15 protein-coding genes and 1 pseudogene are annotated in these 12,967 nt (G+C 72.3%); 8 read left to right on the top strand and 8 right to left on the bottom strand.

Features of this window, described 5'->3' with window-relative positions; translation table 11 throughout:
- Window positions 1-10: 10 nt before the first annotated feature.
- The 4 genes from ACFQ6N_RS01000 (at window position 11) to ACFQ6N_RS00985 (ending at window position 3,447) form a co-directional block, all read left to right on the top strand.
- Window positions 11-460, top strand: coding sequence for an XRE family transcriptional regulator (locus ACFQ6N_RS01000; protein ID WP_380645997.1), 450 nt, complete (start codon window positions 11-13; stop codon window positions 458-460).
- A gap of 147 nt (window positions 461-607) precedes the next feature.
- Window positions 608-1,066 (top strand): hypothetical protein, encoded by a 459-nt coding sequence (locus tag ACFQ6N_RS00995; RefSeq protein ID WP_380645996.1) that lies wholly within the window; start codon window positions 608-610, stop codon window positions 1,064-1,066.
- Window positions 1,053-2,324 carry an MAB_1171c family putative transporter gene (locus tag ACFQ6N_RS00990; RefSeq protein ID WP_380645995.1) on the top strand — a complete coding sequence of 424 codons (1,272 nt, stop codon included), beginning with the start codon at window positions 1,053-1,055 and terminating at the stop codon, window positions 2,322-2,324. Before ACFQ6N_RS00995 ends, ACFQ6N_RS00990 begins: the two co-directional genes overlap by 14 nt.
- Window positions 2,325-2,760: 436 nt before the next feature.
- Window positions 2,761-3,447, top strand: a complete 687-nt coding sequence (locus tag ACFQ6N_RS00985) for a DUF4328 domain-containing protein (protein ID WP_380645994.1) — start codon at window positions 2,761-2,763, stop codon at window positions 3,445-3,447.
- A 507-nt stretch (window positions 3,448-3,954) separates the two neighbouring features.
- Here the strand turns inward: ACFQ6N_RS00985 and ACFQ6N_RS00980 are convergent.
- Window positions 3,955-4,248, bottom strand: a complete 294-nt coding sequence (locus ACFQ6N_RS00980; protein ID WP_380646147.1) for a muconolactone Delta-isomerase family protein — start codon at window positions 4,246-4,248, stop codon at window positions 3,955-3,957.
- Between the two features lie 215 nt (window positions 4,249-4,463).
- Between ACFQ6N_RS00980 and ACFQ6N_RS00975 the strand changes: the two genes are divergently transcribed.
- Window positions 4,464-5,006 (top strand): hypothetical protein, encoded by a 543-nt coding sequence (locus ACFQ6N_RS00975; protein ID WP_380645993.1) that lies wholly within the window; start codon window positions 4,464-4,466, stop codon window positions 5,004-5,006.
- Here ACFQ6N_RS00975 and ACFQ6N_RS00970 read toward each other — a convergent pair.
- Window positions 4,986-5,600 carry a GNAT family N-acetyltransferase gene (locus ACFQ6N_RS00970; protein ID WP_380645992.1) on the bottom strand — a complete coding sequence of 205 codons (615 nt, stop codon included), beginning with the start codon at window positions 5,598-5,600 and terminating at the stop codon, window positions 4,986-4,988. The two genes, ACFQ6N_RS00975 and ACFQ6N_RS00970, sit on opposite strands and share 21 nt — an antisense overlap.
- A 10-nt stretch (window positions 5,601-5,610) precedes the next feature.
- On the bottom strand, window positions 5,611-6,564 hold the full coding sequence (locus tag ACFQ6N_RS00965; RefSeq protein WP_380645991.1) for an IS481 family transposase: 954 nt from the start codon (window positions 6,562-6,564) through the stop codon (window positions 5,611-5,613).
- Window positions 6,565-6,772: 208 nt separating this feature from the next.
- On the opposite strand from ACFQ6N_RS00965, the gene ACFQ6N_RS00960 reads away from it, so the two are divergent.
- Complete coding sequence (locus ACFQ6N_RS00960) at window positions 6,773-6,973, top strand: hypothetical protein (RefSeq protein WP_380645990.1); 201 nt, start codon at window positions 6,773-6,775, stop codon at window positions 6,971-6,973.
- The gene (locus ACFQ6N_RS00955) at window positions 6,970-7,554 is read left to right on the top strand and encodes a DinB family protein (protein WP_380645989.1); all 585 of its coding nucleotides are present in this window, start codon (window positions 6,970-6,972) and stop codon (window positions 7,552-7,554) included. Before ACFQ6N_RS00960 ends, ACFQ6N_RS00955 begins: the two co-directional genes overlap by 4 nt.
- 189 nt (window positions 7,555-7,743) lie before the next feature.
- On the opposite strand, the gene ACFQ6N_RS00950 is transcribed toward ACFQ6N_RS00955, so the two are convergent.
- From ACFQ6N_RS00950 to ACFQ6N_RS00940, 3 genes are all read right to left on the bottom strand, one after another.
- Complete coding sequence (locus ACFQ6N_RS00950; RefSeq protein ID WP_380645988.1) at window positions 7,744-8,688, bottom strand: hypothetical protein; 945 nt, start codon at window positions 8,686-8,688, stop codon at window positions 7,744-7,746.
- Between the two features lie 260 nt (window positions 8,689-8,948).
- A complete protein-coding gene (locus ACFQ6N_RS00945; RefSeq protein WP_380645987.1) occupies window positions 8,949-9,752 on the bottom strand; it encodes a hypothetical protein in 804 nt (267 codons plus the stop codon).
- Between the two features lie 153 nt (window positions 9,753-9,905).
- Complete coding sequence (locus tag ACFQ6N_RS00940) at window positions 9,906-10,412, bottom strand: SigE family RNA polymerase sigma factor (protein WP_380645986.1); 507 nt, start codon at window positions 10,410-10,412, stop codon at window positions 9,906-9,908.
- 227 nt (window positions 10,413-10,639) lie between these two features.
- Between ACFQ6N_RS00940 and ACFQ6N_RS00935 the strand changes: the two genes are divergently transcribed.
- Complete coding sequence (locus ACFQ6N_RS00935) at window positions 10,640-12,019, top strand: HEAT repeat domain-containing protein (protein ID WP_380645985.1); 1,380 nt, start codon at window positions 10,640-10,642, stop codon at window positions 12,017-12,019.
- 149 nt (window positions 12,020-12,168) lie between these two features.
- On the opposite strand, the pseudogene ACFQ6N_RS00930 reads toward ACFQ6N_RS00935, so the two are convergent.
- Together ACFQ6N_RS00930 and ACFQ6N_RS00925 are read right to left on the bottom strand one after the other, a co-directional pair.
- Window positions 12,169-12,225: pseudogene (locus ACFQ6N_RS00930) on the bottom strand (hypothetical protein); the annotation flags it as partial.
- A gap of 2 nt (window positions 12,226-12,227) precedes the next feature.
- Window positions 12,228-12,680: a hypothetical protein gene (locus tag ACFQ6N_RS00925; RefSeq protein ID WP_380646152.1), complete on the bottom strand. Its 453-nt coding sequence runs from the start codon at window positions 12,678-12,680 to the stop codon at window positions 12,228-12,230.
- Window positions 12,681-12,967 lie beyond the last annotated feature (287 nt).

Raw genomic sequence — 12,967 nt, 5'->3', positions numbered from 1 at the left:
GAGGTGCACCGTGTCCGAGCAGCAGGCAGGTCCCGCTTCGCTGGCCGACCGGCTCGACCGGCTCTTTCGTACCGTGCACCCGGCCGGCCGGGACGAGTACACCTACGAGGAAGTCGCCACCGCCATCCGCGAGAGCGGCACGACGATCTCCCACACCTACGTGTGGCAGCTGCGCAAGGGCATCCGCGACAACCCGACCATGCGCCACCTCGAAGGGCTCGCGAAGTTCTTCGGCGTCCCCGCGTCCTACTTCCTCGACGAGAACACCGCCGCGATCGACGCACAGCTGCAACTCCTCGCCGCACTGCGGGACGCACCGGTGCGGACCATCGCGCTCCGGGCGGCGGGCCTCTCGCCGACCGGCCTCGCCGCCATCCAGGCCATGGTCGAGCACGCCCGGTCGCTGGAGGGGCTGCCCGACGACCACACCGCCCCGCCCGGCACCGCCGGCCCGGCCTGATCCCGGCCCTGCCGCGCGCCCTGCCCCACGCCCTGCCCCTCGCCCCGGGCCCGGCCCGATCCCCCGACCGGCGGACAGGACGCCCGGATGTCGATAGCCTGACGGCGACGGCATCGGGGGGCGTCCATGGGACAGGGACGGCGACGCGTGCGGCACCTGCGCGCCCGGCTCACCGGCCTCGACATCCCCCGCCCGTTCAGCGTCGACGCCCTGTGCGAGCAACTGGCACAGGACCGCGGCCGACCACTGCACCTGCTGCCCCTGCCCGGGCCGCCAGGACCGGGCCAACCCTGCGGCATGTGGATCGCGACCCCGACGGTCGACTACGTCTTCCACGCCCACGGGACCAGCGCACTGCACCGGCAGAACATCGTCCTGCACGAACTCGGCCACATGCTCTGCGAGCACACCGGACTCGGCGGCGCGGAGGCCGCCCCGATGTTCTCCCTGCTCGATCCCGCCATGGTCGGACGCGTCCTGGCCCGCGGAGGCTACTCGACCCCCCAGGAAGAAGAAGCCGAACTCATGGCCGCACTCATCCTCGAACGCGCGGGCTGGCCCGGCACCAGCCCCAGCCCCCTCGGCGACCTCGATGATCTGCTCTGACCTCACCGGTTCCATCGACGCCCAGCCCGACCCGGTGTGGCCGGCCATCCTCGCCGGCCTGTGGCTGACCGCCCTGCCGGCCGTAGCCCGCTTCAGCCGCTCACCGCGCCGCCGGCCGGCCGCGCTCCTGCTCCTGTCCGTCAGCGGCGCAGCGACCCTCAGCGGCTACGGCATGCGGCGCTCGCTGGACGCGGCCACCGGCATCCCCGACGGCTCCATCCTGGCCGGCCACCTCCTGGGCGTGGCGGGCGTGGCCGCCGTCCTGGAACTGGCCGCCGCGCTGACCGGAGCCGGCGCCCCGACCCGGCGCGGGCTGCGGGCGGCCCAACTGCTGCTCGCTGTCGGCGCGTTCAGCCTGACCGCGCTGTTCGTCCCGGTGCCGCGCGAGCTCGACCACCCCGACTTCGGCTGCTGGCAGGCCTCCTCGCCACTCGTCGTCACCTACGAACTGCTCTACCAGGCGTGCCTGGCGACCGGCCTGGCGGTCGCCGGCTCCCTGGTGCGGCCACGGGTGCGCACGGCCGGCACCCGGTTGCACCGCGGCGCGCTGCGGCTGATCGTGGGCGGCTGCGCGACCGGCCTGGCCTACGTGGCGGTGCGGTGCTGGTACCTGCTCGCGCACGGCTTCGCCCTGCCCTACCCGTTGAGCGGCCCGTACCTGGGCACCGTCCCGGTCCTGCTGCTGGAATCCGCGCTGGCCCTGTTCGGGTCCGGCCTGCTCATCCCCGCCGCCTACCGCAGCGCGGTGTTCCTGCGCCGCCTCGTCCGCTACCACCGCCTCCGCCCGCTGTGGGCCCTGCTCGACCGGGCCGCACCCGGACACGTCCTGGGCCGCGCGCGCTCGCCCCTGGCGGAAGTCCTCGACGTCCGGGGGATCGAGCGCAAGCTCTACCGCCGCACGATCGAGATCCGCGACGCCCAGTGGGAGTTGGCCGGATACGTCTCCCCCGCGATGGCCGACGCCGCCGCCACCGGACTTCGAGCCACCCGGCGCCCGCCCGGCACCGACACCCGCCCGGCGACAGAGGCCGTCCTTGAGGCCGTCCTCCTGGAACTCGCCCTGCGGGCCAAACCGGCCGGACTGCCCTGCACCGGCGCGCCGGAGAGCGCCCCCTGGACCGGCGAGGCCGACCTCGACACCGAAGCCCGCGCCCTGCTCACCCTCCGACGACTGCGCGACGATCCCTGGGTACGGGGCGCCGCCGAGAGCGTCCTCCCGGTCCTCCCCACCCTCCCGACCACACAGGGCCCGGTCTGACCGGGCGCCCCGGTGGCTTCCGCACGCCACATGGACGTCAAGGCAACCTCTCACGTTCGGTAACGGCCGATTTGTCGATGGCGAGACATTGCCGGGGCGAATGGCAGAAGTGCCAGAATTCCTGGCCCGGAAAGCCGGAAACCGGAGAAAAAGGGTCGATGAGGACCGATCGACTGTTTTCGCGGATGTCCTTCCACCTCGCCGCCGATCCGCATGTCCGCTGGTCGCGGGGCAGGCCGAGTGGTCGTGGACGGCCCCGGAATACGGTGCGTAAATGGGACGCCTCCGGAGGATATGCCGCATGTCGGCGCCGACGAGATCACGGCGGGATCCCGATCCGCGAAATGGACTGGTGCGAACAAACTGGCGAGCCCTAAGGTGGCGCTCCGTCACACTGGTCCATACCTGGAGTCCTTCACCAATGCCATCGCCCGCCGTGTACCAATCGCCGCGAGGCACCGCCATCGCCGCCACGGCCCTTCTCGCCGCAACCGGCGCCGCGACAGTGTTCTCGCTCGTCTCCGAGTTCCGCCTGTACACGGTGGCCGGCGACCTCGTCGCCGACGCCAAGTCGGTCGACCTGTCCACGCTCACCGACGCGGACCAGCTGCACCAGAACGCGAGCACGATCCACCTGGTGACGCTGCTGGCCTCGGCAGTCACCTTCATCATCTGGTTCTACCGGGTCCGGGTGAACGCCGAGACGTTCGACCCGCACGGGCACCGGCACAAGCGGGGCTGGGCGATCGGCGGCTGGTTCGTGCCCGTCGCCGCCCTCTGGTTCCCCCGGCAGATCGCCGCCGACATCTGGCAGGCCGGCGCCCGCCCCGACGAGCTCGGCGTACGCCAGCCGCTCCCGCTTACCCTGCTCAACCTCTGGTGGAGCACCTTCCTCATGTCCGGCCTGGTCAGCCGGATCGGCGCCCGCATCAGCACCACGGCGGCATACCCGGACACCTACCAGCAGTCCATGGTCTGGCTGGCCGCCTCCGACCTGCTCGAACTGGCCGCGGCGGTCTTCGCCATCCTGATGGTCCGCAAGCTGACGGCCACGCAGGAGCAGCGCTTCACCGAAGCCACCTCCAAGGCGTACGGAGTGCCCGCCTCGACCGTCCAGAGCTGACGGCACCACGGCAGCACCCCCGCTCCACCGCTCCACCGCTCCACCGATTGCCCGCTCGCCCGCTCGCCCCGGCGGCCACCCCGGCCGCCGGGGCGTCGTGCGTCAGAACGCCTCCCGCGCTGCCGGGACACCGTGACAGGATGAACCCGGCAAGCCTCCGCCCCGCACCCGCGGGGATCAGCCCGCGGCACCCATGCGGTGGATCTGCTGGCGAACCTCCTCCTCGCACCGGCGGGGATCAGCCGTTCGGCGCGTCCGGGCAGCGCTCGGCCAGGACATCTCCCCGCACCTGCGGGGGTCAGCCGGAACAGAAGGAAAGCGGCGAAGGCGAGTGGGCCGCCTCCCCGTACCTGCGGGGATCAGCCGTAGAGGACGGCACGGCCGATCAGCGCCTCCGACTCCTCCCCGCCCAGGCGGGGGCCGACCGTCCGGCGTCGGGCCGGTGGCCGTCCGGTCGCTCCGGGCCGAGTTCGTCCTCCTCCTCGCGGCAGTCGGCCGAGCGACGGCTCAGGCCGTGCGGCCGGGGTCGTTGGGGTGGGGTTCGAGCGCGGTCACGGTGACGGTCATCCAGGGGCGCAGCGGCAGCGTTCCGAGGACCTTCTCGTGGAGTTCGTGTTCGTCGGCGGCGCGCCAGATGCCGATGCTTCGCGGTTCCCCGACGGGGCGCCAGAGCCGGGCGAGGTGGCCGGCGGCGGCCAGTTCGCGGGCGCGTACGGCTTCGGCGGCGCGGCGGCGGTCGGCTTCCTCGGGGGCGGTGCCTTCGGGCACGGTGGTGGTGATCTCGACCAGGTACTCGTTCACGGTCCTCGGTTCCCTTCGCGGGTCGGCTGCGGCGGTGTCCTCGTGCTGCGCCTGTCGTGTCCTCATGGTGCGCCGGTCCCGTCCGCATGGCCCGGTGCCACGGCCGGTCCCCCTCCCCAACCCCTCCCTTGCCATTCGCCGGACTGCGGGCCGCTCGACGCACTACCCTGCGAACGTGTCGCGCTACACGCCGTAGCCGCAGGAGGAGGAGTCCCGTGTCATCGCCCTGCGACCCCCAGTACGCCTCGATCGGCGACGTGAGCGCCGCGCTCATGGTGATCGACTCCCGGCTGAAGGCCGTCTACGACGGGAAGACCGGGACGGATCCCGAACACCAGCGGATGATCGACCAGTTCGCCGCGTCCCTGGGCGCCTCCGGGTTCAACGAACTCCTCGACGGCACCTGCACGCTCATCTACGTGTTCATGAACTGGCTGCGGGGGAGCCTCGAACGCCAGGAGGAGGACGTCGTCGAGTACGTGGTGCCCAGCCTGGTGGCCACGATGCGGATGATGCCGAGGACGTTCCGCCCCGAGGTCATCCCGACCATGGCGGGCCTGCTCACGGCCGCGGGCACCGGCCTGAGCCCGCAGTTGTGGCGTGCGCAGTACGGGCCCTGGACCGATGCCGAGATGAACCCGCTGGAGGCGACGGCCGTCCTGCTCGCGGAGCACATCAACCGGGTCACCGGCAACAACGACCACAGCTTCGCGACCCGCCTGGTCGCCGACGCCCTGTCAGGGCTCGACGAGGACTGACGCGCCGCCCGCCGGACCGGCCTCCCGCCCCGACGTGACCGGGGTGACCGACGTGACCGGGGGGACCGGCGTGACCGGGGGCCGCAGGCCGAACCACTGCTCGGCACCGTAGGCCTCGTACCGCTCGACCTCGGTGAACCCCAGCTTCGCGGCGAGGCGCATCGAGCGGGCGTTGGCGGTCTGGGTGGCGAGCACCACCGCCTGGCCGGGGAGCGCGCGGGCGAACCAGTCGAGCGCCGCCGCGCAGGCCTCTGCGGCGTACCCGTGCCCCCAGGCCTGCGGCAGGAAGAGGTAGCCGAGCTTGACCCGGCCGGCGGCCTGGCGGAGCTGCCCGGTGTCCTTGGTGAGGATGATCTGACCGATCGCCTCCCCGTCGAGCTCGACGGCGAAGAGGCCGGGGCGCCGTACGGGGGTGCCGGGCATCTCGCGCTCGACCTCGTCACGCGGGCGGGGGCCGCCGAGGTAGGTGTTCACCTCCGGCGAGGCCAGCAGCTCGACGAACGCCGCACGGTCCCGGGCCTCGGGCTCGCGGAGCACGAGCCGCTCGGTCCGGATCGGGGCGGGCGGCCAGGTGACGGTTCCGAGCTCGGTCATGATCATCAACCTAGCTGTTCTGTCCCGTGAGGTTGGGGACGCGGCTGGCGGGTGGCTTGCCTGCGAGTGCGGTGTGTCCGCGGTGGTGATTGTAGGTGTGGAGCCAGCCGGGGTAGGCGTCGCGGCGTTCCCGCTCGGTTCGGTAGGGCCTGGCGTAGGCCCACTCGTCGAGCAGGGTGCGGTTGAAGCGTTCGACCTTGCCGTTGGTCTGCGGCCTGTAGGGACGGGTCCGCTTGTGCGCGATGCCCTCGGCTGCGAGGGCATCGCGCCAGGCATGTGACTTGTAGCAGGCGCCGTTGTCTGTCAGTACGCGTTGGACGGTGATCCCGGCCCGGGCGAAGAACTCGTTCGCCCGGGCCCAGAACGCCGTGGCGGTCTCCTTGCGCTCGTCGGGCAGGATCTCGCTGTAGGCGAGGCGGGAGTGGTCGTCGACGGCGTTGTGCAGGTAGCTGTAGCCGGCCCCGGAGCGGTTCCTGCGGCCGGCCTGGCGTCCGAGGGCCTGGTGGCCGCCGCCGTCCGGGATGTTGCCGAGCTTCTTGATGTCGACATGGACCAACTCCCCTGGCGTGGAGCGCTCGTAGCGGCGCACGGGTCGGCCGGTCGCGCGGTCCAGGTGTGCCAGGCGGGCCATCCGGTAGCGGGTCAGGACCCGGTGAACGGTGGCCGGGTTCAACCGCAGGAGGTAGGCGATGCGCGCTGGTCCCCACCGGCGCAGGAGGCGGACCTTGAGGATCCGCCTCTCGGTGCGGGTCGGAGTGCGGCGCGGGCTGTGGTGCGGCCTGGAGGAGCGGTCGCTCATTCCGGCCTCGCCGAGCGCGCGATAGCGGTCGGCCCAGCGCTTGGCCGTGGTGGGCGAGACCTGGAAGCGTTCGGCGGCTCGTCGCAGCGGCCAGCCGTCCTCGACCACGCAGCGGGCCAGGCGCAGGCGTCCGGTCTCGGTCAGCGGTGCGTTACGGTGTGGCATGAGGGCCTTTCTGGCTGTCGGTGCAGATGTCGCAATCCACACCGAGCCAGAAGGCCCTCACTCATTTCAAGATCACCACGCCGTGAACCCCGTCACCAACCTCCGTGGTCAGTACACCTAGCGCACACCCGTCGGACGCGTACGTCAATCGGACCGGACCGCCCTGGCCGAGACCGGTCTGTCGGAGTGCTCTGGCAGCATCCCCGTGATGACTGATCGCATGGGCAACGTGGACCGGTCCGGGCTCGTCCATGCCATGGGGCCCGCCACCGACACGCCACGGCGTCTCGCCGCGCTCCGCAGCGACGGCCCGGACGACGCAGAGGCCATCGTCGACGGCTACCCGCAGCCGGCCCACGTACGGGATCTTGAGACCACGAACAGCCCATGGCAGGCTCATGCCGCATGATCGATGCATTCGCGAAGGACAACCTGCACGGGAGACTGCGGCGGGACCGCGAGGCGCTGCTCTGGAAACTCGACGGCTTGTCCGAATACGACGCCCGCCGACCTCTGACAGCGACCGGGACCAACCTCCTCGGCCTGGTCAAACACGTGGCCACCGTCGAGGCCAGGTACTTCGGCGAGGTCTTCGACCGCCCTTCCCCGGAACCGCTGCCCCGATGGCAGGACCACAACGGCAGCGATCTGTGGGCGACCGAGGACGAAACCCGCGATCAGATCATCGGGTTCTACCGGCGCACGTGGGAACACTCGGACGCGACGATCAACGAGCTTCCCCTCGACGCCCCCGGCCGCGTGCCGTGGTGGCCGGAGCCTCATGCCGACACGAACCTGTTCGCCATCATGGTCCATGTCCTCGGCGAGTCCAACCGGCATGCCGGGCACGCCGATGTCCTGCGCGAGGGCCTCGACGGCCGGACCGGCATGCGCCCCGAACACGAGGGGCAGATCGACGAGCAAGCCCGTGCGGCCTACTGCGCGAAGATCGAGCAGGCCGCCAGGTCGGCCGCACCGATCGAGGCTTAGAGATCCTGTCCCGCGGGGACCACGGCGGCCCCGATCCGTCAAACTCCGCGCGGACAAGACACCCCATGCGGTTGTGAGGTCAAGCTTCGATGGCAAGGCGGGGCTTCGTCGGCGTGGTGAAGACGAAACAGGAAGCCCGCGAAACCTGCCACGTGAGACACACCCCCTGAACCCCTCGGAAACGATCATCTAGGCCGCGCAGGGCAGTTGTCGGACGTTCGGGGCGACTGGTCGGCGGGGTGGGGCGAGGGCGGCCTTGGCGGCGTGCAGGGCGGCGCGGACCCGGGCGGCTCCGGCGGCTGCCACGGCTGCGCCGGGGCCGTCCTCCGCCGTGGCCTTCGGGCTGCCGAGGCCCGCGCACGGGCGGCAGATGCCGGGCTGCCGCACGGGGTCGTGGCACTGGGCGCACTCGGCGTGCCCGCGCGGCCCGGGGGGCTGTTGCGGGGCGCGGGCGGGCGGCAGTTTGTCCCGCAGGCGGTAGCGAAGGACGCCGACCGGGGACCGGACGACGTCCGGCAGGCCGGGCAGCAGCGCCTGGGCCAAGTCGGCGGCGGTGGCGCCGCGTTCCAGCCAGGGGACGACCAGCGGTGCGAGCCTTCTCGCCTCGGCCTCGCCGAGGCGGAGGCGTGGCTCCGGCCGGATCACCCGGAACAGGACCGCGACGGCCTCGCGGGTCTGCTCGTCGGGCGGTTCGGGAGGCGGCTTCCTGTCGGGCGGTTCGGCGGGGGGCGTCGAGGGCTCGGCGGGCGCCGGACGCGGGGGGTGGGTGGGTTCTTTGTTTCTAGTCTTCGTCTTTTGGCTGTCAGCGGAGCCGGTGTCCGCTTCACCGGCTCCCGGACGGGCGGCACCCGGCCCACCCGACGAACCCGACGAACCCGACGCGGTCGACGCGGTCGACGAACCCGACGCGGTCGGCTGCGGGGTGTCGTAGACGTGGTTCTCGGTGACGATCCTGCCGTCCGGGGTGCGGATCTTCTCGGTGCGGTAGTACCCGGCCTGGGTCAGTTCCTTGAGGGCCTTGCGGATGGCGCCTCGCCCCTGGGGGCTGCTGTCCGCCATGTGCCGGCCGTCCTCGCGCCAGCCGTCCGGGCGGGAGAGGAGGTCGACCAGGAGACCGCGCGCGGTGTAACTCAACCGCCGGTCCCGGAGTGTCGTGTTGGCAATTAGCGTGAAATCGCGCTCGTGGGCGCTACGATGAATTCGCATTGGGAGCTTGGAGTCCTGGTGCCGGACCCCGGGGTGTTGGTAGCACCGCCGGGGTCGACTTATGGGATGGATACGGAACGTACCACGCCCGTCACCGCGCCGAGGATCGCTTCACTCCTACGACTGAACTGCCAACTCCTCCGCCAGGAAAGCGTGTTCGATCAAGTCGTACGACCGGCGAATCCGGGTCAGCCGACGGCGCCCAGGATCGGCGCCCAGGTGGTGCCGAGGAGTGCGGCCACCGCCTGCTGGTCGGAGAGCGGCGGCTCGGCGCGGGTCGGCTTCGGGAAGTCTCCGTTGGTGCCGCCGCCGAGGCTGTTCCACTGCACCATCTGGAGCTGCGCGCCAGTCGACTTCAGCGTCACCGTCACCGTCCAGCGTCGGGCGACGTCGGGGCCGGCCGGCTGCCGGGCCGCGATCCGCTCGGTCATCACCACGGCGCCGCCGGGCAGCGTGTCACTGCTCGGCAGTTCGCTCACCTTGCAGGTGTCGCCGGCGGCACGGGCGGGCGTCCGGTCGCAGCTCAGCCCGTCGCCGTCCCTCAGCGGCAGCTTGAGCCGCACGGCCGACACGCCGACGAGGGAGGCGCCGTGCCCGTCGTCGAGGAGCAGCGAACCGTTGGCGACGTAACCACCGGACGGGTCCGAGGGGTTGTTGCTCTGCCCCTTCTCCTCGCTGAACCGGCCCCCGGGGAACGTCGATTCGAGGGTCTTGATCATCTGGGTGTCGGTGATCGCGGTGCGGGGCATCGCCATCGCCGCCGGTTCGATGTCGGATCCCGAGGGGAAGGCCCCGCTCAGCAGTCCGGGGAGTGCCAGGCCGCCTGCCGCGATCGCGGCGCAGGCGCCGACCCCGGCGATGAGGCCTGCGGTGCGCCGACGCCGGCGGCTGCGTCCCCGTGAGACGGATCCGGCCGCGAGGGCGGTGAGATCGGGTTCGAGGGAGTCGGTCGTACGGTCCAGGGCGTGTGCGAGGTCTGCTTCGAACGGCATGCTGACGTCACCTTCTACTGTCGCTGATGGGTCGCTGGTGGGGGTGTGGCGCTGGTCCCGGCCTTGTGAACACCGGCCTGTACGCGCCGACCTGCGTGGACCGGCCTGCGTGGAACGGCCTGCGTGGACCGGCCTGCGTGGACCGGCCGGTGCTCAGTGCGGCACCAGGTCGGACAGGCTGTCGCCGAGCAGCGCACGCACCCGGCCGAGTGCGCGGGTGCCCTGGGATCGGACAGCGCTGCTGCTCAGCCTGAGCATCCCGGCGGTCTCCTCGATGCTGCGGTCCTCCCAGTAGCGCAGCAGCAGCACCGCCCGGTCGCGGGGCGGCAGTTGGCCGAGCGCATCGAGCAGGGTGAGGCGCAGCGCGGTGTCCGGGCCGGACGCCGCGGTGTCGGGCATGGTCCCGACCGGGCGCTCGCCGGCGCTGCGCCGGCGCCGCAGGCTGAGGAAGGTGCGGACGAGCACCGTCTGGGCGTAGGCCGCCGGGTTGTCCGCGCGGGCGACCTTCTTCCAGTGCACGTACACCTTGCCCAGGGTCTCCTGGACCAGGTCCTCGGCGAGGTGCGTGTCACCGGCGGCGAGGACGTACGCCGAGCGGTACAGCGCTTTCCCCCTCGCGGCAACGAATGCCAGGTACGCGTCCTCCTGTGCTGACTTCACTCGGTTCCCGCCCGTTCCGTCGTCCTGTGATCTCCGTGCATACCCCTCATGACTACGTGGGGGACCAGGATGTCGTGCGGGCCGGGCACTTTCTTTTCGGCCCCCTTTTCCGCCCCCTCTCCCAGCCCTCCGCCCAGCCCCTCTCCCAGCCCTCCTCCGCTGCCTCTCCCCCCGTGCCCACCGCCAGTACGGGGCGGTTGTCACAGGTCCTGGCTAGGGTGCCCGGCATGGACGAACGCATGGTGGCGGACCAGCTCTCCGGCGCCTTCAACGACACCCGGCCGGCCCGCGACGCACTCGTGGCCCGGAGCGCGGCGGCGGTCCCGGCGGTGCTCGGCGTGCTCTGCGACGAGCGGTCGCCGGTCGACTGGGCGGCCTCGGCGGACGTCCTGCGCCGGATCGGCGAGCCCGCCCTCCTGCCCCTGGTCCAGGCGGCCGTGGCGGCGGACTCCCCCGAGGTCGCCCGGCGGGTCAGCTGGACGCTGGGGCGGCTGGAGGTGGCCGACCACGCGGTCTACCTGCCGCTGCTGGAGCACCCGCACCCACCGGTCCGGGGCGACGCGCTCCTCGCCTTCCAGCTCCGGGGCGGGGCGGCGGCACGGTTCGTCGACCGGCTGGTCCCCCTGTTCGGGGATCCGGAGCCCGAGGTCCGGCAGCAGGCGGTCCGGGCCTTCAAGGCGATCGGCACCGCCGCCGTCCCCGCCCTGCACCGGGTGCGCCGGGGCCCCGCCCCCGGGCCCCGGATCCGGGCGGGCGCCCTGGAGGCCCTCGCCGCCATCGGCGGGCCGGCCGCCCTCGAACCCGAGGACCGGGCCGCCTGGGACCGGCTGACCAGGACCAAGCTGCCGACGGAGGTCCCGGAGGGCATGCACCTGTGCGGCTCCTGGTACGCGGTGCCGACCGCCGACCAGGACGCGGTCCTGGCGGCCTTCGACCTCGCCGACCCCCTGCCCGTCACACTCCGGACCGGCGCGGCGGCCTGGAACCAGGACCACCACTCCTGGCAGCGGACCCGGCCCCACGAGTCCTGCGCCCGCGTCTTCGTCAGCCCCGCCCTGGACGGCTGGACGCTGGTCTTCGGCCACTCCTCGCCCGACACCCACCGCATCGAGGACGCGGACGACGCGGGCGAACTGGACGAGACCCTCCCCCTGGTGGTGCGGGAGCGGTGTGCGGACCTCAGCCGCCGGTTCGGCTCGGCCCAGTGGTACGGGACGAGCTGCGGCGACGGCTGGACGGCCTGGTGCATCGCCGAGGACGGCGAGGTGGTGCGCCACTACGACGCGGACGACGCGGAGCGGAACGGCGACGACGGCCCCGGCCACCCGGCCGAGGACGGCTACCTCCTGCCGCACCAGGACAGCTTCCCGGCCGGGGCGCTCGACGGTGTGGACCCCTCGGACCCCGAAGCCTTCCACGCCCGGTACCTCCGGGTGAAGGAGGAACTGCGAATACCCGACACCTGCGACGCCTCCGACATCGCCGCCCGCCTCTCCGTCGACCCCGCGACACTGGGGCCCCACACCCGGACGGCAGGGCACGGCGTACTCGCCCTCACCGCGTGCGGCCGCGCCCACGGCCACCCGTCCGGAGCCCTCCCGGCCTGACCGCCACCCGCCGCAGGCCGCCCGCCGCGGGCCCATCCGACACGGCGGCTACAGGCCTGCCAGGCCTGCCAGGCCAGGGCGAACTCCGCACGGGTCGGTGCCGGGCGCCACATCACCCGGTCCGAGCGCAGGCGTCCCAGGATCTCCACGGGCAGGTCGCGCAGCAGGTAGGCCGACCGCATCACGTCGTGGCCGGCGTCGGCCACGATCAACACCGACGGGTCGCCCGGGCTCCACTGGCCGGCGGCGACCAGGCGCTCGACCGGCAGGGATCCCCGATCGTCGGCTTTCTCCACTCGCCCTCGGGGGTGAAGGTCAACGATCCGAGGAACGAGCCGCCGCCGAAACGCACTGCGAGGAGCAACGGTTGTGCAAGCTCGGGCGGCCACGTTTCGGCCCCCGGTTCACTGCCGTTCCACAGGTGGAAGACCACCATCGGCTGCTGCGGATCCTCCGAGAGGTAGCCGAGCGTCTTCCCGTACAGGGGATTGTTCCCTCCGAACAGAACGGAGGGAGAGCCGAACTCCGCCGTCACGTCAGCCCAGGTGCGGTCAACCGCGGCCCACCCCCGGACTCGGCCTGTGAGGGCCTCGTACTCCTCGGCTGCGAGAACCCGATCGGGCTTGAGCCATCCGCGTCGCTGTGCGAACTCCGCGTACACCGAGGCGACTTCACAGCAGTCAGCCTGCGCGGGGAAGACATCCTGGAAGGCCCCGCCAGGGCCGACGGGCATCCAGAGCCCCCGGAAATCGTCGCGGACCCGCACCGCGAGCAGGACCGCGCCTGCGGTGGCGGTGATCCCGGCCTGACGGCTGTCGGACCGACGGGAGGACCGATGGGAGGGCCGCCGCTTGGAAGTTCGCCCGATCAGGGGGCGTACGCGCACCGGCGTGCCGCTGCCGGGTGCGCGCCGCCTGATCGGGAAAGCAAGGTTACGGGCGGTAAGTG

Origin of the sequence: Kitasatospora sp. NPDC056446 (genome assembly GCF_042796115.1) — a bacterium.
GTDB lineage: Bacteria > Actinomycetota > Actinomycetes > Streptomycetales > Streptomycetaceae > Kitasatospora.
This window is presented reverse-complemented; position numbering and strand designations above follow the sequence as displayed.